Raw genomic sequence first — 21,457 nt, 5'->3', positions numbered from 1 at the left:
TAATTTGTATATATTTGTTTTTCAGATGGATATCACAACTTTTTCAAATTTTCAAAAATTACTTGAAATAAAACGATACAGTTCAAATAGTATTATTACTTATCTAGGACTTTTAAAATCGTTTCACAAGTATATTGGTTTTCATGTAGATATGGCAGATCTTGAAAATAAGGATTTACTTGCATTTATTATAGAAGCAGTTAAAGAAAAACAATTGGCTTATACAACACATAAACAACTTTGTGCTGCACTAAAACTATTTTATAAAGAAATGTATGGTAGAGATATAGATTTTTTACCTGTTTATCCAACCATACGTCCAAAACCATTACCCAAAATTATTTCAACTAAAGATGTAAAAGCTATTTTAGATAGCCACAGTAATTTAAAGCATAAAACAATGCTTACAGTTATTTATGCTTTAGGTTTAAGAAGTGGAGAGCTTATTAATATGAGAATTAATGATATTGATGGAGATAGAAACCAAATACATATTCGTTCTGGCAAAGGAAATAAGGATAGAGTAATACCGTTTCCAGAATCGTTAAAAGTAATTTTAAGAACTTATTATTTAGAATACAAACCTAAAACCTATTTATTTTGCGGTCAAAAAGGAAACCAATATTCATCAGAAAGTTTAAGAAAAGTTTTTAAACAGGCTTTAGCTAAATCTAGAGTTAATAAGAATATTACACTTCATGGCCTTAGGCATGCTTACGCAACACATTTAATGGATAGAGGTACAGATGTAAGAATAATAAAAGAATTATTAGGACATAGTTCTATTAAAACGACACTTGTTTATACACATGTAACTAATAAAACTTTAGAAAATGTACCTAGTCCTTTAGACTTTCTTTAAACCTTTAAAAACGCATAGTAGTTCTAATATTAAAGACTCTAGGTGTTAAATAATTAGGAATTGCATACTGCCTTTTGCTATACACATCGCGAACCCAAGTATTAGTAATAGAGTTTTGTACATCGAAAACATTAAAGATTTCGAAACCGAAAGAAAGATCTTTAAATGGCTTTTTCCAACCATGATCAAATTGCTTATTGGCATCTACAATTACAAACTGAAAACCGATGTCTGCACGTTTGTAATCTGGCAATCTACTTTGGTATTGGTATTTATCAGCATAACTGGGCGAACCACCTGGTAATCCTGTATTATAAACTAAGTTTAAATACATTTTAAAGTTTGGCAAATTTGGTACATAATCTTGAAACAGTGCAGCAAATTTTAAACGTTGGTCTGTTGGTCTTGCAATATTACCTTGGTTATTAATATTTTCTTCAGTTTTAAGGTATCCAAAACTAAACCAACTTTCTGTTCCAGGAACAAACTCACCATTTAATCGCATATCTAATCCGTAGGCATAGGCAGTTGCATTATTTTCGGCAGCATAACGAATACGCACGTTTTCTACGGTGTATGGATTAACGTCACTTAGGTTTTTATAATATAATTCTGTGGTTAACTTAAAAGGTCTATCATCCATTTTAAAACTGAAATCATTTCCTAAAACTAAATGAACCGATTTCTGAGCCTCTACATTGGGTTGTACAGTTCCGCTAGCATCTCGTAATTCTCTGTAAAATGGAGGCTGATAATATAAACCACCACTAACACGAAACAGCATGTCGTTTTCCCAATTTGGTTTAATAGCGAATTGCGCTCTTGGACTAATTACTATTTGATTATCTCCAGTAACGTTAGCATCTTTTACCTGCCAATTATGGGCGCGAATTCCTGCATTGTACCAAACATCGGCATCACCTAAAGTAGAACGTTTACTCCATTGTAAATAGGCTTGAATTCTATTAATTTGAGTATTATTTCTTGCTTGTACATTTTGAAAAGCAGTAATAGGAAATGTATCTGGCTCATATGGTTCTTGACTAAAACCTCCAGAAGCTGGTGGATTTATAGAAAATCCTGCCGAGTCTATAACTTCCCATTCTATTAAACGGTCTCTAATATCTTCTTTTGTGTACTTTACAGACCATTTTATTTCGTTGCCGTTAATATCTGCCGTTCCTTTATGTTCTATAGTTGTAATTAGTGCATCTAAATCGTTACGACCATGGTTTAATTGACCGCCAATACCTTCAGAAAATTCTACTTCTCCTAAATTTTCGTCTCCAATATTACTATTTACTTCTCCTAAACGGTATTGTGCTAAAATATCGAAATGTTCTTCTTCTGTGGTGTGATATGTAGACGCAACCAAACCTAAAGTTACAGCATCGTTTAGCTCATAATTAGCTTGTAAAGCTCCAAAAAGTGTTTGGTAGCTATCACGTTCTTGTCCTTCGTAAAAGACTAATAAAGCTAACGGATTGTCTAAGGTTCCAAAATTGGTTTGTCTGGTTTGTGGCTCGTAATTATATTTATTAAGCGAAGCATTTCCTAGAAAACTTACTTCTAATTTATCTGTAAACCTATATGTTAAATAGGTTTGCACATCGGCAAAAATAGGGTTGTAGTTGGTTTCAGTCTCTTTGGCTTGAACTAAAAGCGAATTGTCTCTGTATCGTAAACCAGTAATGCTTGTAAACTTAGAATCTTTACTTGCTGTTTCTACGGCAACGCTTCCACCAAGTAAACTTAAATCTGCAGCCACAGCAAAATCTTTAGGTTTTTTATAAGTAATGTCTAAAACCGAAGATAATTTATCACCATATTTAGCTTGAAAACCTCCAGCAGAGAAATCTACATTTTCTACTAAATCGCTATTTATAAAACTTAAACCTTCTTGTTGTCCAGAACGCACTAAAAATGGTCTGTAAACTTCAATACCATTTACATACACAAGGTTTTCGTCAAAATTTCCACCACGTACAGAGTATTGTGTACTTAATTCGTTATTTCCACTTACGCCTGGTAATGTTTTTAGTAAATTCTCTACGCCGGCTTGTGCTCCCGGAATTTTAATTAATGTTTCTGGAGCTATGTTTATAATACCTTGTACATCTTTTCGTTTTCTTCCGTTAAGAATAATGGTTTCAATTTGATCTACATCTGTTTTTAAAACAGGATTAAACTCAAAAAACTCACCATTTTTTAAGTTGACTGTTACTGTTACATTTTTGTGCGACACGTGCGAATACACTATGGTAATATCGGTATTTGCAGGAATAGATAGCGCGTAAAAACCATTACCGTTGGTTGATGTTCCTGCTGTTTCAGTTTTTACATTTACAGCTTGAAGCGGAAAGTTACCTTCGTCTAAAATAACTCCATTTACGGTCGCGGTTTGAGACAACGCATAGAGTGGTAGCAGTAAGGTTAATAGTTTAAGGAAGTTAGTTTTTGTAATCAAGGTTGTTTTTTATTTTATATGTCACATTGAGCGCAGTCGAAATGCTTTTTAGTTTTAAGTTAAAAAGGTATTCGATTTTGTTCAGGCTGACAAAGAATTATTTCCTAAAAAAAGTAGTTTCAAATGTAGTATTATTCCCTACGTTATCTGTAACAATTACTTTTAATTTATTCTTAGTTTCTGTAACAGCAGCATCATTAAAGTCGTAAGTTAATATTTTGTTTTTATAATTGTATTCCATTAAAACCCATTTACCATTTACGGTTGCTCTGTAATTTGAAATTCCAGTACCAATATCGTTAATTTTTACTTTTAAATAGCGATACTTACTTAACCAACCACCATCTTTAAAATTTACGGCTTTAATTGTAGGAGCAATGGTATCTCTTGCTAAAACGTATGTTCCTAAGTCTTTAGTATAGGTACTAAGCGTATTTCCTTTTCTTTTTGTAGTAGAATAGCTTGGCCATTTTTTCCAACCTATTAATTCGGCAATGTAAAGTTGTTTTAAATCTTCTTCATTGTAATCACTAATATCGTAAGAAATAGTAAAACTTTTCTTTACAGGAAGTACTGGTTTATGTAATGTTAACGTATCGTTATTAACACTAAAGTCTATAAAAAAGCTATCGTAAAAAGTGTCTTTGTAAAAATTAACTTTAAATTTATCTTGTTCTAGCTCTGCTTCTAAATCATGTTGAATGTAATGTTGTGTTGTAACACGTTCTTCAACATCGTTTGGAGATTTAACATCACCTTTAATGGCAATGTCAATGTTGGTTTCGTTCCCTTTAAAATCACTTATTTTAGCTTTATAAACAGAAGCAGTACTATCGGAAATAGTAATATAACCACTGTCAATAATATTATCATACAAACTTAACGGATTGTTTTCTTCAATAAATAACTTCTGAAGTCTTTGCTTATCAGATTTAAAATGAGAATAATCTATTAAACGGTTTAGATGCTTTGTTTCTTCAAATGAAAAACGTTTAAAGTCTATTTCGAAATTCTGAATACCGTTAAAAAAAGTAGAAATATTATACACGCCATTTTTATTGGCAGCTAAATCTTGCCTATCTACGGTTTGAACCGCAAAACCAATGGTTCCAAAGGCCTTTAAATCTTCAATTTTATAATCTCCGTTCTTTTGAGGAATGACGCGAAGTTTTTGCTTTTTGTTAGAACCATTAACATGGGAGTTGTCACCAATTGGGTACGCGTAAACGTTAGAAACAATAGGTTTTGTGGTGTCTTTAACATCAACACCAAATAACATTGGATTAATTGGTCTTTCGGCATTATCACGAATTTCAAAATGCAAATGTGGGCCAGAAGAACTTCCTGTATTACCAGAATAAGCTATTATTTCTCCTTTAGTAATTTTTAATTCTTCCGGAGTTGGAAAAACCTCAATTTCAAAAGACTCTTTCTCGTACTGTTTGTCTTTTATGTATTTTTCTATTGAAGGACTAAATTTTTGCAAATGTGCGTAAACACTAGTATAACCATTAGGATGCGTTATATATAGAGCTTTCCCATAGCCAAAATGCGCAATTTTTATTCTACTAACGTAACCATCTGCAATGCCATAAACTTTTAAACCTTCCATTTGCTTTGTTTTAATATCTAAACCAGAGTGAAAGTGGTTAGATCTTAACTCTGCAAAGGTTCCTGCTAGAACAATATTAATGTCTAAAGGCGATCTAAAATAGTCTTGAGGGTATTCGTTTTGCGAAAAAACAGAATAACTTAATAGAAAAAGTAAGAGAAATTTACGCATATGTATTATTTGTACCGATTTTTAAAATATTAAAATAGTAGCGAATTTGGATATAGATGCTAAAATATACAATTGATTATTAATAGCAAAGACAAAATGAAAGAGCTAGCCATTGTATTGGTTTTTTGTAGTTTAAATAACAATAAATTCTATTACTCAGTTTTATTTTAAATTTTATGAAAAAACTATTGTTAAATAGGTTATGTTCTGTTAACTTTGTAAGATAAGTATTGATATTTGTAGATGGGTAATATAGAGGATATTGTAGATGCTTTAGAGAAAAAAATAAGCAAAGTCTTGCAAAACCAAGGTGTTTTAAAGGAAACTAATTTAAAATTATCTCAAGAACAAGAACAATATCTCGGTACAATAAAAAAACAAGAATTAGAAATTAATGCTTGGAAAGATAAGTACAATACACTCAAAATGGCCAATACAATACTTGGCAGTGATGAAGATAAAAGAGAAACAAAACTCAAAATAAACGCATTAATAAGAGAAATAGATCATTGTATTGGTCAACTCTCTGAATAATGTAACATAGCAACTTATGGCAGAAATGCTTAAAATAAAGCTTTCGATAGCGAATAGAGTATATCCTTTAACAATACCACCAAGTCAGGAGGAAGGATTGCGAAAAGCAGCTAAAAATATTGAAGCTATGATAATAAAATTTGAGCAAAGTTATTCTGTTAGAGATAAACAAGATGTTTTAGCTATGTGTGCTTTACAATTTGCTTCTCAAGTAGAACAGAAGACTTTAGATAAAGAACATGTAAACGAGCACGTGGAAGAGAAGATAAACGCTTTAAACCAATTGCTAGATTTGCATTTAAGTTCATAACGTTCTTATAAATAAAATTAGGTTACTGCCTACATTAATTATTTTTTTGATAAACTCAACAGTTAATTCTTTAAAAAGGGTGAGTTGAAGTTGTAAAAGCGTGCTGCTAATAGAGTATTGCTGAATTTATTTCAGTATCTATTTGGGCAGATACTTGATCAGCTTGTTAACCCTAAACGTGTTTTTAAGGAGTTTATACAAAACCAAAATTAGTGTAGGCTTTTTTTATACAATTAAACTAACTAAAATGGATCAAACAATTATATTTAGTATCGCAGGAGTTGCTATTGGAGCTATTATTGGCTTTGTTATAGCAAAAATGATGGAAAGAAGTAATGCTTCTAAACTGACTAAAAATGCTAAAAAGACAGCATCAAATATCTTAAGAGATGCAAAGAGTGAAGGCGAAAGCATTAAAAAAGATAAAATGCTTCAAGCCAAAGAAAAATTTATTGAGCTTAAGTCTGAGCACGAAAAGGTTATTTCTTCTCGTGAAAAGAAAATGTCTGATGCTGAAAAACGTACGCGTGACAAAGAGTCTCAAACTTCTAGTGAGCTTGCAAAGGCTAAAAAATCTAATTTAGAAATTGAAGCTAAACAAAAAGACTACAATCACCGTTTAGAAGTTATAGATAAAAAGCAGGAAGAAGTAGACAGACTTCATAGAAGCCAAATTGAGCAATTAGAAGTTATTTCTAGTTTATCTGCAGAAGACGCAAAGACGCAGTTAGTAGAATCTCTAAAAGGTGAAGCTAAGATAGAATCTATGGCTTACGTTCAAGGTAAAATGGAAGAGGCGAAATTAACGGCTCAACAAGATGCTAAGAAAATAATTATTAACACTATACAACGTATTGGTACAGAGGAAGCAGTCGATAACTGTGTGTCTGTATTTAATATCGAGAACGACGATGTTAAAGGACGTATTATAGGTAGAGAAGGTAGAAACATTAGAGCTATTGAAGCTGCTACTGGTGTTGAGATTATTGTAGATGATACTCCTGAAGCTATTATTTTATCTTGTTTCGATTCTGTAAGACGTGAAATTGCACGCCTTTCTTTACATAAGTTAGTGACCGATGGAAGAATACATCCTGCAAGAATTGAAGAGGTTGTAAAGAAGACTCAAAAACAAATAGAACAAGAAATTATAGAGGTAGGTAAGCGTACGGTTATCGATTTAGGAATTCATGGTTTAAACCCAGAATTAATAAAAATGGTAGGACGTATGAAATACCGTTCGTCTTACGGACAAAACTTATTACAACACTCGCGTGAAGTTGCAAAGTTATGTGGTATAATGGCTGCAGAGTTAGGCTTAAACCCAAAACTAGCCAAAAGAGCAGGATTGTTACACGATATAGGTAAGGTGCCAGATGCAGAAGCAGATATGGAAACGCCACACGCTATTTTAGGTATGCAATGGGCAGAAAAATATGGTGAAAAACCAGAGGTTTGTAATGCTATTGGTGCTCACCACGACGAAATAGAAATGACTTCTTTATTATCTCCAATAATTCAGGTTTGTGATGCTATTTCTGGAGCAAGACCAGGAGCGAGACGTCAAGTTTTAGATAGTTATATCCAACGTTTAAAAGATTTGGAAGAAATAGCCTTTGGTTTTCAAGGTGTAAAGAAAGCTTATGCTATTCAAGCCGGTAGAGAATTACGTGTTATTGTTGAAAGTGAAAGAGTAAACGATCAAAATGCAGCAGATTTATCCTTTAGTATTTCACAAAAAATACAAACAGATATGACGTATCCAGGACAAGTAAAAGTAACAGTAATTAGAGAAACAAGAGCGGTGAATATTGCAAAATAGAAACTGTAACGTTATTATATTAAGGCCCAATTAGAAAACTAATTGGGCCTTTTATTTGGTATAATAATATTAAATGTGGTACCAGCATTAACTTTACTTTCAACAGTTATTTTACCACCATAAGCTTCTACTTGATTTTTTGTTAAGTACAAACCAACACCTTCGGCATCCTCATTGTGATGAAAAGTTCTATACAATCCAAAAATTTCTTTGCCATACTTTTTTAAATTGATACCTAAACCATTATCCTTAACAGATAGAATTAATTTGTTTTTTATTAATTTAGAACTAATGGTTATCACAGGATCTCTTTCAGGGTGCTTATATTTAATAGCATTAGTGAGTAAATTTTGAATAATACTCTCTATATATGCAGGATTATACCGGATAAATAATTTTGGATCTACACTATTATTAACCGTAGCATTGCTCTCAAAAATAACGATATCTAATAACTTTAATGTTTCTATTATAGAAGCGTTAATGTTAAGCTTTTGTACGTCTGTGTCTTTTTTTGATTGCACAGAAACAATCTTATTCAAATTTTGAATCGTTCTATTTAAACAGGTCGATACGTCCTTTAAATGGCTAATAAGCTCTTCTTTTTCAGCATCACTTTCGGCTTGATTGTAAAACTCTAATAGGCTTTCAAAATTTCCAGAATACTGTTTCAAATTATGAGTTACAATATGTGCGAAATTTTTAAGTTTATTATTTTGTTTTGTTGCAATGGTTAATGAGTTATGGACTTTTATATCATTCTTTATTTGTTCTGTAATGTCTGTATGTGTGCCAACAAAATGAATATAACCCTCTTTAACATGGTCGTTAATTATTTGACCTTGATCTAGAACCCATTTATAAGATCCATTTTTACACAATACTCTATGCTTGTTAATATAATGCTTCGTTTTTCCGTTAATATGGTTTTGAAAATCAGAACGATATTTTTTCTTATCATCAGGATGTACACGGTTATTCCAATCGTCTAAATGGTCACCAAAAGAGTCGTCATCTTCTAAGCCAATAATTGCCTTAGAAGTTTTAGAGAAGAAAATACACTGTTTTTTTTCATTAAAATGCCAAACACCAATTTTAGAAATCTCTAAAGCAGTTTGAAATCTTCGCAGGTTAGATTCGGGCGTATTTAAATCCATATAAAAAAGGTTAGCCTTTATAAAAAGAACGTAGGTTAGTTTAAAAAAGACTTATTGCATTGTAATAGCTGATAATCAAATATATATAAAAACACTATGAAAAGCAATAGACAAAGTAAAAATGTTATTCTATTGTCTTGGATGAAAAGCTGTTATCACACTTTTTAAGTGACTTTTGTCCACATGCATGTAGATTTCTGTGGTAATAATACTTTCATGACCAAGCATAAGCTGTATCGCTCTTAAGTCTGCTCCATTTTCTAAAAGATGCGTTGCAAAAGAGTGTCTAAACGTATGAGGAGAAATGGTTTTGGTTAAATTAATTTTTACAGCTAACTGTTTTATAATAGTAAAAATCATTGCTCTGGTTAGCTGTTTGCCTCTTCGGTTTAAAAACAAAGTATCTTGAAATTCATTTGGAATGGTTTGATGAGTTCTTATCTCTTTTTTATAGATATTAATATACTTCTGTGTAGCATCAATAATTGGAACAAAACGCTGTTTGTCTCCTTTACCAGTGACTTTTATAAAGCCTTCCTCAAAAAATAAATCAGAAATTTTAAGATGTGTTAATTCACTTACTCGCAAGCCGCAACCATAAAGTAGTTCTAAAATAGCACGATTGCGCTCTCCTTGTGGCGTACTTAAATCGATAGCATCAATAAGCTGGTTTATTTCATTCTCACTTAATGTATCGGGTAGTTTTCTTCCAATTTTAGGAGAATCGATGGTATCTATCGGATTGGTTTCACGATAATCTTCGAAAATTAAATAATTAAAAAAACCTTTTAATCCAGATATTAGCCTAGACTGCGACCGTGGATTAACTGTTTTAGCAATAGTATATATAAACTGTTGCACAGTTTCTTTAGAAATAGAAATAGGGGAGTCAACAATATCATTATCGTCTAAATAATTAATTAGCTTTTTAACATCAAAACTGTAGTTGCTTATTGAATTGTCTGATAAGCCACGTTCTATTTTTAAATAGAGCTGATAATCTTTAAGTGCATGTTGCCATTTCATAGCACTAAAATAAAAAAGCCACTTCAATAAAGAAGTGGCTTTTTAAAATAAATTTTTTATTTGGTTATTATAGTCCAGGATATTTACCTGTAATAATATCAATACCATCGATTACCCATCCAACAAAAAAGAATCCAGCAGTAAGAATAAAAAGAATATTCCAACCAATTGGGCTTCCTAAATACCATCTGTGTGCTGCAAAACCACCTAAGAATACCCATAATAAAATGGCTGTAGTTTTGTCATTTCCTTTCATTACTGCAGGAGAAGTCATTGCTGTATCCACAGTATCTGTAGTTACGTTTGTTGTGTTTTCAACCGTAGTTGTTGCTCTTTTAACAGGAAAAGATGCGCTTGCTGTAGTGATTCCAATAAAGAATACTAAAAACGAGAGTAATAGTTTAACTTTCATATTTATTTGGTTTAAGTTTGTTAGCACAATATCAACTTTTTTTTAATTTATGAAAAGTATAACACTATTTTTATTAATTTCATTTTGCTCAATACTATGTTTTGCTCAGCAAGAGTATGAATATGTCGGCTTTATTAAATTAAACGATTCTTCTTTAATAAGTTTAACGCTTAAGCTAGAAGAAACCAACGGTAAACTTAAAGGTTTTACAGTAACAGATATAGGTGGAGAGCATGAAACAAAAACTAGCGTTGTAGGAGACTATAACGAAGAAGATAAAATTTTACGTTTTCGTGAGGTAGAAACCATTTATACTAAATCTTACTTTGCAGAAGATGATTTATGTTACATAAATTTTACATCAAGCGCTTATAGATTGGGAAAATCTTCGAAACTTAAAGGTGATTTTAAAGGCTTGTTTCCTGATAATACAGAATGTATAAATGGAAAAATTCTGCTTTCAACTAAAGAAAGACAGTTAAAAAGAATTGAGAAAGCGAATAAGTTTATAAAAAAGACAAAACGAATTACCGAAGAACAAAAAAAGAATATCAATCTTGCTAAAACCATGGATTCTATTCAAATGAATATTTTAAGAAGCAAGCAAACTATGAGTGTGTTTTCTAAAAGTAAAAATATTAGAATTGAAATTTTCGATGGTGGCCAACTTGATGGAGATAAAGTAACTTTACAATATAATGGTAATACTATTTTAAGAAATTTTGAAACTAAAAGAGAACGAAAAAGCATACCACTAACTTTAGTTAATAAAAAGAACACCTTTATATTAACTGCAGATAATGTTGGGAGTATGTCTACAAATACTGCTGTAATTGAGATTTTTGTTGATGACTCTAAAATTAAAGCCTTAACTAATTTAAATGCTGGAGAACAAACTCAAATAGATTTTTATTTAAAATAAGGAACTATATAAGGTCATTTTATTAAAAGAGTAGCTGGTAATAAATTAAAGAGTGGTTTAAACTGTTCTGCACGTTATAACTTAGGTTTAGCAAACATTGCTTAAAATGAAGACAGAGATAAAAATTTTAGTGTTAATAATGATGTAATTCAAGTTTCAGTTGGATATTCTTTTAGTTCATTAATAAAAGTAAACAAGTTTTAAAGCCGAAGCAATTGCTTCGGTTTTTTTTATGTGCACAATTAGATTAACATCTGTATTAATTAAATTTATAGGCATAATAATACACTGTTTTATTATATATTAAAATTTTATAGCAATAATTCTCTTGAAAGTAGTAGAAATGGTATTGTAAATAAGTTAAATTTTCACCTTATTTTTAAGTTTTCTATTGCGTTTCGTGTCTTTTTATAAAGAGTCTGTTGTACAATGCATTTTTTTATGATAAAAACTCAAAAATAGGATTATTTATTTGTGAATACAATATTTAAGTGATTGATTATTAGTGATTTGTGTGGTTTTATTGAATTTCATTCGGGATATAAAACTAAATTTTGTGTTAAATGTTTTATGTTTAAATCTAATAATCAAATAGTTATAAATCGCATGATTTTTTTAACTTGTTTTTACTTGTTCAATATGTAAGTATCTTCTAATTTTGTACCCACAAATTAATAAAATCAATTTAAAATGAAAAAATTATTATTTACAGCTGCAATTGCAGTATTAGGTTTTACAAGTGTTAATGCACAAGAGGATACTACTGTTGGTGGTTTTGCTAATGGAGATGTATTTATTTCTGGAGCAGTAGGTTTTGGATCAACTACTCAAGGTGATTCTAAGGACAATCAATTTGAAATTTCTCCAAAAGTTGGATTTTTTGTAAGTGATAACATCGCAGTTGGAGTATCTTTAGGATTTGAATCTTTTAAAAATGAAAATTCAGGAATTAATCCTGTAACTTTTGAAGAAGCAACTATCGAATCTAAAAGAACTTCTTTAAGTGCAGGTGTATTTGGACGTTACTATGCTACTCCAGCTAGTCAATTTTCTTTCTTCGGAGAATTAGCAGCAAAATTTGTTGCAAGTAAAAACGAACAAGATTTTGTTGAGGAAGACCAAAAGTTTGATGGATTAGATTTTGAATTTGCACCAGGTATTAGCTATTTCGTTTCAGATAGCATTACATTAGAAGCATCTATTGGTGTTTTAGGTTACAATACTTTTAAAGCGGATGTTGACGGAGCAGAAGCTAGAAACCAATTCAATATTGGTTTAGATTTATCTGATATCAACTTTGGTATTGCATACAAGTTCTAATTAGAACCACTATAAAATTTAAAACCGAAGCCTAACGGCTTCGGTTTTTTTTGTGCTTTATTTTTAGCATTATGTCTTTAGATCTAATCAAAAAAAAGCAAATAACTGCAATTACGTTTTTTTACAATTTTTTAATACTTATTTATTCTAAATTTACGGCCTAACTAAAAACCAAATTTATTATGAAAAAATTATTACTTATTGCTTCTTTAGCCATTTTTGCGGTATCAACAGTAAACGCACAATTAGACAAAGGAGATTTTGAGCTAGGTGCAGGTATTGGTGCCAGTTTTTCTAATGTTACAGTGAGTGGGAATTCAGAAAATTCTACTAACTCGTTAACATCTATCAATTTTGGTGCTTCTGGCGAATATTATTTCTCAGACCGTTGGGGAATTAAAGCAGAACTAAACTACGACCAAAAAGGTTGGGCAGATGGCTTTATCTTTAATGAAGATACACTTGAAAATACTACTACAGATTTTCAATTATCATACTTAACAATTCCAGTAATGGCAAATTGGCATTTTGGATCAACTAGAAAATGGTACTTAAATTTTGGACCTTATATAGGTATTTTATTAAATGCTGAAGATTCTCGTTTAGGTATGGATGTAAAAGAAGCTTTTAATACTACAGATTTCGGTTTAGCTTTCGGTATAGGTTACAAGTTTGAAATAGCAGATAATACTAAACTTTATATTGAGTATGACGGACAATCTGGTGTTTCAGATGTGTTTAAAAATAACGAAGGTGATTCTGTTACAAATGGAAGAAGTAGCTTTAATGTAGGCGTTCTATTTTCTTTAAATTAATATAAAACATAATGTTTAAAAAACCGAAGCCTAACCGCTTCGGTTTTTTTATACCATAACTTTTGTATTTTTACATTATAAAATGCGCGTGTTCTAAAATGATAAATATAAATTTTATAGTATTAGCGAATAGCATGAGGCATTAAACAATAAAAAAGGACATGAAAAAAATAATCATCATCAACGGACCAAACCTTAACTTACTAGGTAAGCGAGAACCTAATATATATGGAAGCTTAACATTTACAGAATTCTACGATACTGTAAAGGAAAAATACCCAAATGTAGCTTTAGAGTACTTTCAATCTAATATAGAAGGAGAGTTAATAGATAAAATACAGGAAAGCGGATTTAGTTACGATGGTATTGTATTAAATGCTGCGGCTTACACACATACGTCTATAGGTATTGGAGATGCTGTAAAAGCAATAGAAACTCCGGTTATAGAAGTCCATATTTCTAACACTTTTGGAAGAGAAGAGTTTAGACATCAATCTTACATTTCGGCTAACGCAAAAGGTGTTATTTTAGGTTTTGGATTACAGAGTTACGAACTAGCAATACAGAGTTTTATTTAAAGCAATACAAACAGAATAAAAAAAAATGCGATTCAATTGAATCGCATTTTTTATATAAAATATTTAGAATGAGAAAAACTCATATCTATTTTAATATCTGTTTTCTTATAGATGTATTACTTCACCATAAGCAGCAGCTACAGCTTCCATAACCGCTTCACTCATTGTTGGGTGAGGATGTATTGCTTTTAATACTTCATGACCTGTAGTTTCAAGTTTTCTACCTAAAACAGCCTCTGCAATCATGTCTGTAACACCCGCACCAATCATGTGGCATCCTAACCATTCGCCATATTTAGCATCGAATATAACTTTTACAAAACCATCTTTTGCACCAGAAGCACTTGCTTTACCAGAAGCAGAAAAAGGAAATTTACCAACTTTAATATCGATACCTTGATCTTTTGCTTGTTTCTCTGTTAAACCAACAGACGCAATTTCTGGAGAACAATATGTACAACCAGGAACGTTTCCGTAATCTAATGCTTCTACATGTTGTCCAGCAATTTTTTCAACACATAAAATAGCTTCAGCAGAAGCAACGTGTGCTAAAGCCTGCCCAGGAGTAATATCTCCAATAGCATAATAACCAGGTATGTTTGTTTGGTAGAAATCATTTACTAAAATTTTATCTCTATCTACAGCAATACCAACATCTTCTAAGCCAATGTTTTCTATGTTAGATTTAATACCAACGGCAGATAATACAATATCCGCTTCTAATATTTCTTCTCCTTTTTTAGTTTTTACTGTAGCTTTTACACCTTTTCCAGAAGTATCTACACTTGTTACCTCGGCAGAAGTCATAATGTTTATACCACTTTTCTTAAAGCTACGTTCTAATTGTTTAGAAACGTCTTCATCTTCAACAGGTACAATTCTATCTAAATACTCTACAATAGTTACATCTGTACCTAAAGAGTTATAGAAATATGCAAATTCAACACCAATTGCTCCAGACCCAACAACAATCATTTTCTTTGGTTGTTCTGGTAAAACCATTGCTTCTCTATAACCAATTACTTTTTTACCATCTTGTGGTAAACTTGGTAATTGACGAGAGCGAGCTCCAGTTGCAATAATAATATGATCTGCAGAATATTCTTTTCCTTCAACATCAATTTTCTTTCCAGTTTTTAGTGTTCCAAAACCTTCAATAACGTCAATTTTATTCTTTTTCATTAAAAACTTAACGCCATTACTCATGCCTTCAGCAACACCACGACTACGTTTTACAACCGCATTAAAATCTTTATCATAACCTTTTACAGAAAGACCATAATCTTCAGCATGTTTTAAATATTCAAAAACTTGGGCAGATTTTAATAAGGCTTTAGTAGGAATACAACCCCAATTTAGGCATATACCACCAAGGCTTTCTTTTTCAATAATAGCTGTTTTTAAACCTAATTGAGAAGCTCTAATAGCTGCTACGTAGCCACCAGGACCACTTCCAAGAACAATAATATCGTATTTACTCATTGTATAATTTTTAGTCGTTATATAAAGTATCAAATTTAAGGATTTTCAAGTGGAAAATCCTAAATTCCAAAAACCAAAAACAATAAAATTCTAAAAACATATACTATTCTTAAAATAGTATACGTTTTTTGAGGATTTAAAATATTTTGGGCGTGCCCTAAAGGTCGTGCTATTCACTATATCTTTTGCAGAAAAAGCAAAAGGATGCCGTTACTATCACTCACGCACATTCTAGTATTTAAATGTATTAAGAAGTATCTATTAGCTTGGCTTATCAAATTTTACAGAAATAGAATTTACGCAATAACGCGCACCAGTTTCTGTTGGTCCATCGTTAAAAACATGACCCAAATGCCCACCACAATTATTACAAACAACTTCGGTTCTAATCATGCCATGCGTTTTATCTAACACATTTTTAACTGTACCTTTAATAGCTTCATCGAAACTTGGCCAACCACAATGGGCATCAAACTTGCTTGAGCTTTCAAACAATTGTTGGTTACAGCCAGCACACTTGTAAATGCCTTCTTCAAAATTAAGGTTATATTCTCCAGTATGTGGTCTTTCTGTTCCTTTATCTCTTAGAATACGATATTCTTCGTCTGTAAGTTGGTCTCTCCATTCTTTATCAGACTTATTAATTTTAAAATTACTCATCTTTTTTTGGAATAAATTTTACTGCAACACCATTTATACAATGTCTTTTACCTGTCGTTTTTGGCCCATCATTAAAAACATGTCCTAAATGACCACCACATGTACCACAATGCTCTTCGGTTCTTGCATAACCTAAATTATAATCTATAGAGAAATCTACGTTTCCTTTAATCTCTCTATCAAAACTTGGCCATCCCGTTCCCGAATCGAATTTGTGTTCTCCTTGAAATAAAGGTGTTTCACATGCTGCGCAAATATAAGTACCTGCACCGTATTCTTTATTAAATTTACTAGAAAAAGCCCTTTCAGTTCCCGCTTCTCTTAAAACATAATATTCATTGTTAGTAAGTGATGCTTTCCATTCGGCATCCGTTTTTGTAATCTCGTAAACTTTTTTCTCTTTTTTTGCATCTTGCGCATTACCATTACAATTAAATAAGATAAAGGCGAAAGCCAATAGTGCCATTTTTTTCATAAAAATCTTTTTAAAATTAACTTTTCTTTTTTAGACAAAGATATTTAATATCTTTTTATCCGTTTTTAGTCGTATTTTTATATAAATCCTAACATTATAATAATCAAATTCATCTTTCGTTAGAATTCACACCTTTAACGACTAAATGTGTGTTTTATCGAATAACCACCTACTATTTAGATAGTGCATCACTACATATTTACGCAACTTTTTGTAACTTGGTTTTATAATACTAAAAACAACAAAAAATGAAATTTAAATCGAGTATAACATTAGCATTTACAATGCTTATCTTTTTTTCATGTGCTACAAATCCTTTTACAGGAAAAAAAACAATGGCATTGCCAGGTACAGAAAATAGCTCTTTATTTCCAACTGCTTTTGCTCAATACAATCAGTTTTTAAACGAAAACAATATTGTTACAGGAACAAAAGAAGCAGAAATGATTACAAGAGTAGGACAACGTATTGCAGTAGCTGCAGAGCGTTGGTTGAATGCCAATGGAAATCAAGGTTATTTAAACGATTATAAATGGGAATACAATTTAGTAAAGGATGAAACAATAAACGCTTGGTGTATGCCAGGTGGAAAGATTGTTTTTTACACAGGAATTTTACCTGTAGCACAAAACGAAGCAGCCGTTGCTGCAATTATGGGTCATGAGGTTGCTCATGCTTTAGCAAACCACGGGCAACAACGTATGAGTGCTGGAATGGTACAACAAGGTGTAAATCTTTTAGGTAATGTAGCTTTACAAGGTGAAAAAAGAGACTTATTTAATCAGTATTATGGTACAGCGTCTACTGTAGGAGGTATGTTACCTTTTAGCAGAAGTCATGAAACAGAAGCCGATAGAATAGGTTTAATACTAACCGCAATTGCTGGTTACAATCCAGACGAAGCTGCAAATTTATGGAGACGTATGGGCGCAGCAAGTGGAGGAGAAGCACCACCAGAAATGTTAAGCACGCATCCTGCAACTACAACACGTATTGCAAATTTAGAAGCATTAGCTCCAACAGCGAAAGCCGAAGCTAAAAAGTTTGGTGTTAAATCTTTTAGAGCAGTAACACCTTACTAATAGAATATAAATTCTTATTTTCGAAGCCACTCTAATAATAGAGTGGCTTTTTTTATGAAAAAATTACAAAAAGGAGATAAAAAGTTATTAAATGCATGGGCTTTTTACGATTGGGCAAACTCGGTATATACACTTACCATAGCTTCTTCTATATTCCCTATTTTTTATGGCGCATTATTTTCTTCTGAAGATGAGTTAGTTTCCGCTTTTGGTTTAGAAATGAAACCAACCGTACTTATTTCGATAGTTACAGCATTTACTTTTTTAGTAGTGGCTATACTTTCTCCAATACTTTCTGGTATTGCCGATTATGTTGGTAATAAAAAGAATTTCATGAAATTCTTTTGTTACTTGGGAAGTATAGGCTGTATTGGACTGTACTTTTTTAATAGAGATTATATACATCTAAGTATGCTCTTTTATTTTATGGGCTTAATGGGTTATTGGGGAAGCTTAGTATTCTATAATTCGTATTTACCAGATATTGCTTTTCCTGAGCAACAAGATAGCATAAGTGCCAAAGGTTTCTCTTTTGGTTACATAGGAAGTGTTTTATTATTAATATTAAATCTTGCAATGGTAATGAAACCAGATTGGTTTGGTTTTGATATTAGTGTGCCACAAAATATTTTGGATAATGGTAGCGAAGCAGATATTATTTTAAAAGCGAAAGAAATTAAAAATGCTGCATCTTTTGAAGCCATGAAAATCTCTTTTATAACAGTAGGTTTATGGTGGATTATTTTTAGTCAATACACTTTTTATATTTTACCAAAAGGCGTTTCTTCAGGACATAAAGTAAATAAAGATGTTGTTTTTAATGGATTTAGAGAGCTAAAGGTTGTTTGGAAACAATTACAAAACAATCTAAGATTAAAATTATATTTAAGAGCCTTTTTTGTTTTTAGTATGGCTGTGCAAACCATAATGTTAATGGCTGTTTACTTTGGAGAGAAAGAAATCTCTTGGGCAGATAAAGATCAAAAAACGACAGGACTTATTATTAGTATTTTAGTAATACAAGTTGTAGCAATATTAGGTGCGGTACTAACGTCTAAGGCATCATCAAAATTTGGTAACATAAAAACACTAATTGTAATTAATGTATTTTGGATGTTTTTATGTTTCTATGCTTATTTTATGGAGACTCCTTTTCAGTTCTATATTGCAGCAGGTTTAGTAGGTTTTGTAATGGGAGGAGTACAATCGCTTGCACGTTCTACCTATTCTAAATTTTTACCAGAGACAGAGGATACTACTTCATATTTTAGTTTTTATGATGTAGCAGAAAAAATAGGAATTGTAATAGGTATGACTATTTTTGCAGTGGTAGACCAAATTAGTACAATGCGTTATGCTATTTTGTTTTTATTCGTTTTCTTTTTTATTGGTATTATTTTACTTTTTAGAGTACCAAAAGAAGAGGTTTCAGAATAACTTAATATTTCTTATGTTTGTTAAAATATTATATTTAAACCTAAATTACTATATATGAAACTAGTTAGAGTAGCCTCAGTGTTATCATTATCATTATTTACCATGTTCTTTTTGTCTTGTGAAAACGAACCATTGGATGCAGACTTCTTATCGGAAGATGGAACCTTTATTCCAGATGATAGCGAAATTACTGATCCAGGAGGTGCTTCATCTGGAGACTATTGGCCTTTAGCAGTAGATAATACTTGGACTTATAATTTATATGCTGATGATGTAGCTCAAGACGATTACGATATGAGTATTGGATCAACCGATGTTTATCAAGGTGAAAATGTTTTTAGATTTAATCAATACTTACCATCTGCTACAGGTACAGATGGGACGGAATTTGATGGTTTGGAAATAGATACGTATGTTAGAAAAAATGGAGGTGACTATATTATTTCTGTAGGTGATTTATCTGCAAGTTATCTTGATGGAGCTTTTGAGTTATCTCAAACAGGATATAGTATAATAATTCTTAAAGATTATGTAAATGTTGGTACTACTTGGACAAGTAATGTACAAACGGTTACTTCATTTACATCTAATGATGAAACATTTCCAGATTTACCGTCTATAACTAATAACATTAGTAATACTCTTGAAGTAGTTGAGAAAGATATTTCTACTACGGTTAATGGTACTACTTATAATGATGTTATTAAGGTTAAGTATTTACAAGAGACATTTACGGCTGCGGCTCCAGAACAAACTACTAATTCTTTAATTTATTATTATTTTGCTAAAGATGTAGGATTAGTAAAGGCAGAAGGAACTATAAGTGATAATGCAGATAATATTACATCAACTACTTTACAAGAGTTGGATGCTTATACTTTAAATTAATATATTTTATAACTTTTAAAAAAGCCATTTTTCATTTATGTGAAAAGTGGCTTTTTTGTTTTGCTTATTATTAGGAATATTTTATTTATAGTTGAATAAAAATCGGGTGTCGCCGAAATAGTATTCTAGTATACCTAAGTTGTTAATTACGTCTGTAAATAAAGAGTTCTGAGTTTAACAGAATATTTCTTATGTTTGTTACATAAACATTTATTATGAAAAAAATAACCATACCTTTTTTAATGTTATTCTTAACCATGTCTTTATTTACATGTGATAACGAACCACTAGAGCCAAGTTTACTACCTCAAGCAGAGACGTCAGAGTTAGACTGTTTAGCAGCAACACAAGCCTACAGTACAGCTGTTACTAATTTTGGAAATTGGGATGGAAATGAAGATACTTACGCGCCTTTATGCACACTTTATGCAGCATCTTTACAAGGCTTAATAGATAGTTGTGGAGATCCAAGCGGAAGTATTCAAGCTTTGTTAGGAACTTTAGGAGATTGTAGCGAACCATTAGATCCAGACACATGTGAATCTGCCATTGCAAATTCTGGTATTGCTGAAGTTAATTTAAATAACGCTCCAGCCGATATGTACACACAATTTTGTACAGGATATGTTATGGCGTTGGAAGAACAAATAGAAATTTGTGGTGATGCAGATGGTTCTATACAAGCTACTATAGATGGTTTGGGAGATTGTTCGGAGACTAGTGATTTAGTTTTACCTAAAAAGTCAATTCAAACTTATGCTGATGGTTCTACAATTATTGGTGATTACACGTTTAATGGTAACAAATTGACTAAAATAGAATATACTATTAATTTTGTTGGAGAACCAACGGAAACGGAAGTTGAAGAATTTACTTATAATGGTGACTTATTAGCACAAATAGATATTGTTGAAAATTCTGCTGGTTTTACAGAAACTGATTCTATGGTTTTAGAGTATAATTCAGATAATGAATTAATAACAGTAACAACTACATTAGACGACACTAACATACAAATAGATAATTATGTGCATAATCCTGATGGAACAATTACACATAATGAAGATGGAGGTCAGGTTTATATTTATACCATTGAAAATGGAAATATAATATTAGAAAACAATACTAATGGTAATAATGATTATACTTATACATATGATGACAAGAATGGAATCTCCAAAAACATTCATAAGAGAGAAGTTTTTGCAGTGTTAGGTTATACTGCTTTTAATAATAATTATTTAAGTTATATAAATACAGGAGGTTCAACTGTTCCTGATAATGAGAATAATACTTATACCTATAATTCAGATAATTATCCTATTACCTCAAATACAGTTTATAACCAAGGAAGCGCAGATGAAGAAACGCATACTACGGAATATACTTATTATTAATAATTAGAAATTATTTAAAACAAAAAAA

The 21,457-nt window shown here is 31.3% G+C and carries 20 protein-coding genes and 1 other RNA gene; 13 read left to right on the top strand and 8 right to left on the bottom strand.

Translation table 11 applies throughout. The annotated features are described in order from the left end of the window. Nucleotides 1-25: 25 nt before the first annotated feature. Nucleotides 26-862 (top strand): tyrosine-type recombinase/integrase, encoded by an 837-nt coding sequence (locus ASC44_RS03365; protein WP_055446217.1) that lies wholly within the window; start codon nt 26-28, stop codon nt 860-862. Between the two features lie 4 nt (nt 863-866). On the opposite strand, the gene ASC44_RS03360 is transcribed toward ASC44_RS03365, so the two are convergent. Both ASC44_RS03360 and ASC44_RS03355 read right to left on the bottom strand, forming a co-directional pair. After that, a complete protein-coding gene (locus ASC44_RS03360) occupies nt 867-3,326 on the bottom strand; it encodes a TonB-dependent receptor (RefSeq protein ID WP_055446563.1) in 2,460 nt (819 codons plus the stop codon). A gap of 100 nt (nt 3,327-3,426) precedes the next feature. Then, nucleotides 3,427-5,112 (bottom strand): M23 family metallopeptidase, encoded by a 1,686-nt coding sequence (locus tag ASC44_RS03355; RefSeq protein WP_055446216.1) that lies wholly within the window; start codon nt 5,110-5,112, stop codon nt 3,427-3,429. 243 nt (nt 5,113-5,355) lie between these two features. Here ASC44_RS03355 and ASC44_RS03350 point away from each other — a divergent pair, with 243 nt between their 5' ends. The 4 genes from ASC44_RS03350 to rny all read left to right on the top strand — a co-directional run bounded on the left by ASC44_RS03350 (nt 5,356) and on the right by rny (nt 7,778). Continuing rightward, nucleotides 5,356-5,646 carry a hypothetical protein gene (locus tag ASC44_RS03350; RefSeq protein WP_055446215.1) on the top strand — a complete coding sequence of 97 codons (291 nt, stop codon included), beginning with the start codon at nt 5,356-5,358 and terminating at the stop codon, nt 5,644-5,646. Between the two features lie 16 nt (nt 5,647-5,662). Further along, entirely contained in the window at nt 5,663-5,956 is a 294-nt protein-coding gene (locus tag ASC44_RS03345) for a cell division protein ZapA (RefSeq protein WP_055446214.1), read from the top strand. Nucleotides 5,957-6,009: 53 nt separating this feature from the next. Next, nucleotides 6,010-6,151, top strand: a non-coding RNA gene (gene ssrS, locus ASC44_RS17685) — 6S RNA. Between the two features lie 52 nt (nt 6,152-6,203). After that, the gene (rny, locus tag ASC44_RS03340) at nt 6,204-7,778 is read left to right on the top strand and encodes a ribonuclease Y (protein ID WP_055446213.1); all 1,575 of its coding nucleotides are present in this window, start codon (nt 6,204-6,206) and stop codon (nt 7,776-7,778) included. Between the two features lie 38 nt (nt 7,779-7,816). On the opposite strand, the gene ASC44_RS03335 is transcribed toward rny, so the two are convergent. The 3 genes from ASC44_RS03335 to ASC44_RS03325 form a co-directional block, all read right to left on the bottom strand. Then, entirely contained in the window at nt 7,817-8,935 is a 1,119-nt protein-coding gene (locus ASC44_RS03335; RefSeq protein WP_055446212.1) for a PAS domain-containing sensor histidine kinase, read from the bottom strand. 129 nt (nt 8,936-9,064) lie between these two features. Further along, nucleotides 9,065-9,961 carry a site-specific tyrosine recombinase XerD gene (xerD, locus tag ASC44_RS03330; RefSeq protein WP_055446211.1) on the bottom strand — a complete coding sequence of 299 codons (897 nt, stop codon included), beginning with the start codon at nt 9,959-9,961 and terminating at the stop codon, nt 9,065-9,067. A gap of 67 nt (nt 9,962-10,028) precedes the next feature. Then, nucleotides 10,029-10,373, bottom strand: coding sequence for a TM2 domain-containing protein (locus ASC44_RS03325; protein WP_055446562.1), 345 nt, complete (start codon nt 10,371-10,373; stop codon nt 10,029-10,031). Between the two features lie 49 nt (nt 10,374-10,422). Between ASC44_RS03325 and ASC44_RS03320 the strand changes: the two genes are divergently transcribed. From ASC44_RS03320 to aroQ, 4 genes are all read left to right on the top strand, one after another. Continuing rightward, nucleotides 10,423-11,295 (top strand): hypothetical protein, encoded by an 873-nt coding sequence (locus tag ASC44_RS03320; protein WP_055446210.1) that lies wholly within the window; start codon nt 10,423-10,425, stop codon nt 11,293-11,295. Between the two features lie 690 nt (nt 11,296-11,985). Continuing rightward, nucleotides 11,986-12,615 carry an outer membrane beta-barrel protein gene (locus ASC44_RS03315; RefSeq protein WP_055446209.1) on the top strand — a complete coding sequence of 210 codons (630 nt, stop codon included), beginning with the start codon at nt 11,986-11,988 and terminating at the stop codon, nt 12,613-12,615. Nucleotides 12,616-12,797: 182 nt separating this feature from the next. Then, a complete protein-coding gene (locus ASC44_RS03310; protein WP_055446208.1) occupies nt 12,798-13,430 on the top strand; it encodes a porin family protein in 633 nt (210 codons plus the stop codon). 161 nt (nt 13,431-13,591) lie between these two features. After that, nucleotides 13,592-14,008 (top strand): type II 3-dehydroquinate dehydratase, encoded by a 417-nt coding sequence (aroQ, locus tag ASC44_RS03305; protein WP_055446207.1) that lies wholly within the window; start codon nt 13,592-13,594, stop codon nt 14,006-14,008. Nucleotides 14,009-14,113: 105 nt separating this feature from the next. Here the strand turns inward: aroQ and lpdA are convergent, their stop codons facing one another. The 3 genes from lpdA to msrB (ASC44_RS03290) form a co-directional block, all read right to left on the bottom strand. After that, nucleotides 14,114-15,490, bottom strand: coding sequence for a dihydrolipoyl dehydrogenase (lpdA, locus tag ASC44_RS03300; RefSeq protein WP_055446206.1), 1,377 nt, complete (start codon nt 15,488-15,490; stop codon nt 14,114-14,116). 261 nt (nt 15,491-15,751) lie between these two features. Beyond that, a complete protein-coding gene (gene msrB, locus ASC44_RS03295; RefSeq protein ID WP_055446205.1) occupies nt 15,752-16,150 on the bottom strand; it encodes a peptide-methionine (R)-S-oxide reductase MsrB in 399 nt (132 codons plus the stop codon). Further along, entirely contained in the window at nt 16,143-16,625 is a 483-nt protein-coding gene (gene msrB / locus ASC44_RS03290; protein WP_055446204.1) for a peptide-methionine (R)-S-oxide reductase MsrB, read from the bottom strand. The genes msrB (ASC44_RS03295) and msrB (ASC44_RS03290) overlap by 8 nt, the downstream gene beginning before the upstream one ends. Nucleotides 16,626-16,873: 248 nt before the next feature. Between msrB (ASC44_RS03290) and ASC44_RS03285 the strand changes: the two genes are divergently transcribed. The 4 genes from ASC44_RS03285 to ASC44_RS03270 all read left to right on the top strand — a co-directional run bounded on the left by ASC44_RS03285 (nt 16,874) and on the right by ASC44_RS03270 (nt 21,429). Then, nucleotides 16,874-17,707 carry a M48 family metallopeptidase gene (locus ASC44_RS03285; protein WP_055446203.1) on the top strand — a complete coding sequence of 278 codons (834 nt, stop codon included), beginning with the start codon at nt 16,874-16,876 and terminating at the stop codon, nt 17,705-17,707. A gap of 54 nt (nt 17,708-17,761) precedes the next feature. After that, nucleotides 17,762-19,144 carry an MFS transporter gene (locus ASC44_RS03280; protein ID WP_055446202.1) on the top strand — a complete coding sequence of 461 codons (1,383 nt, stop codon included), beginning with the start codon at nt 17,762-17,764 and terminating at the stop codon, nt 19,142-19,144. Nucleotides 19,145-19,198: 54 nt separating this feature from the next. Beyond that, nucleotides 19,199-20,032, top strand: a complete 834-nt coding sequence (locus ASC44_RS03275; RefSeq protein ID WP_055446201.1) for a hypothetical protein — start codon at nt 19,199-19,201, stop codon at nt 20,030-20,032. 215 nt (nt 20,033-20,247) lie between these two features. Then, complete coding sequence (locus ASC44_RS03270) at nt 20,248-21,429, top strand: hypothetical protein (protein WP_055446200.1); 1,182 nt, start codon at nt 20,248-20,250, stop codon at nt 21,427-21,429. The last annotated feature ends 28 nt before the right edge of the window (nt 21,430-21,457 follow it).

It is taken from the genome of Lacinutrix mariniflava (genome assembly GCF_001418015.1).
GTDB classification, from domain to species: Bacteria; Bacteroidota; Bacteroidia; order Flavobacteriales; family Flavobacteriaceae; genus Lacinutrix; species Lacinutrix mariniflava.
Note: the sequence above shows the minus strand (reverse complement) of the source record. Positions and strands in the feature narration are given on the sequence as shown.

Excerpts from the sequence above, each read along its gene's own strand:
- ASC44_RS03345 (WP_055446214.1), top strand. The coding sequence starts at position 5,663 with ATGGCAGAAATGCTTAAAATAAAGCTTTCGATAGCGAATAGAGTATAT.
- ASC44_RS03315 (WP_055446209.1), top strand. The coding sequence starts at position 11,986 with ATGAAAAAATTATTATTTACAGCTGCAATTGCAGTATTAGGTTTTACA.
- xerD (WP_055446211.1), bottom strand. The coding sequence starts at position 9,961 with ATGAAATGGCAACATGCACTTAAAGATTATCAGCTCTATTTAAAAATA.
- aroQ (WP_055446207.1), top strand. The coding sequence starts at position 13,592 with ATGAAAAAAATAATCATCATCAACGGACCAAACCTTAACTTACTAGGT.
- ASC44_RS03270 (WP_055446200.1), top strand. The coding sequence starts at position 20,248 with ATGAAAAAAATAACCATACCTTTTTTAATGTTATTCTTAACCATGTCT.
- ASC44_RS03355 (WP_055446216.1), bottom strand. The coding sequence starts at position 5,112 with ATGCGTAAATTTCTCTTACTTTTTCTATTAAGTTATTCTGTTTTTTCG.
- ASC44_RS03335 (WP_055446212.1), bottom strand. The coding sequence starts at position 8,935 with ATGGATTTAAATACGCCCGAATCTAACCTGCGAAGATTTCAAACTGCT.
- ASC44_RS03350 (WP_055446215.1), top strand. The coding sequence starts at position 5,356 with ATGGGTAATATAGAGGATATTGTAGATGCTTTAGAGAAAAAAATAAGC.
- rny (WP_055446213.1), top strand. The coding sequence starts at position 6,204 with ATGGATCAAACAATTATATTTAGTATCGCAGGAGTTGCTATTGGAGCT.
- msrB (WP_055446204.1), bottom strand. The coding sequence starts at position 16,625 with ATGAAAAAAATGGCACTATTGGCTTTCGCCTTTATCTTATTTAATTGT.
- ASC44_RS03285 (WP_055446203.1), top strand. The coding sequence starts at position 16,874 with ATGAAATTTAAATCGAGTATAACATTAGCATTTACAATGCTTATCTTT.
- ASC44_RS03280 (WP_055446202.1), top strand. The coding sequence starts at position 17,762 with ATGAAAAAATTACAAAAAGGAGATAAAAAGTTATTAAATGCATGGGCT.
- ASC44_RS03365 (WP_055446217.1), top strand. The coding sequence starts at position 26 with ATGGATATCACAACTTTTTCAAATTTTCAAAAATTACTTGAAATAAAA.
- msrB (WP_055446205.1), bottom strand. The coding sequence starts at position 16,150 with ATGAGTAATTTTAAAATTAATAAGTCTGATAAAGAATGGAGAGACCAA.
- ASC44_RS03320 (WP_055446210.1), top strand. The coding sequence starts at position 10,423 with ATGAAAAGTATAACACTATTTTTATTAATTTCATTTTGCTCAATACTA.
- lpdA (WP_055446206.1), bottom strand. The coding sequence starts at position 15,490 with ATGAGTAAATACGATATTATTGTTCTTGGAAGTGGTCCTGGTGGCTAC.
- ASC44_RS03325 (WP_055446562.1), bottom strand. The coding sequence starts at position 10,373 with ATGAAAGTTAAACTATTACTCTCGTTTTTAGTATTCTTTATTGGAATC.
- ASC44_RS03275 (WP_055446201.1), top strand. The coding sequence starts at position 19,199 with ATGAAACTAGTTAGAGTAGCCTCAGTGTTATCATTATCATTATTTACC.
- ASC44_RS03310 (WP_055446208.1), top strand. The coding sequence starts at position 12,798 with ATGAAAAAATTATTACTTATTGCTTCTTTAGCCATTTTTGCGGTATCA.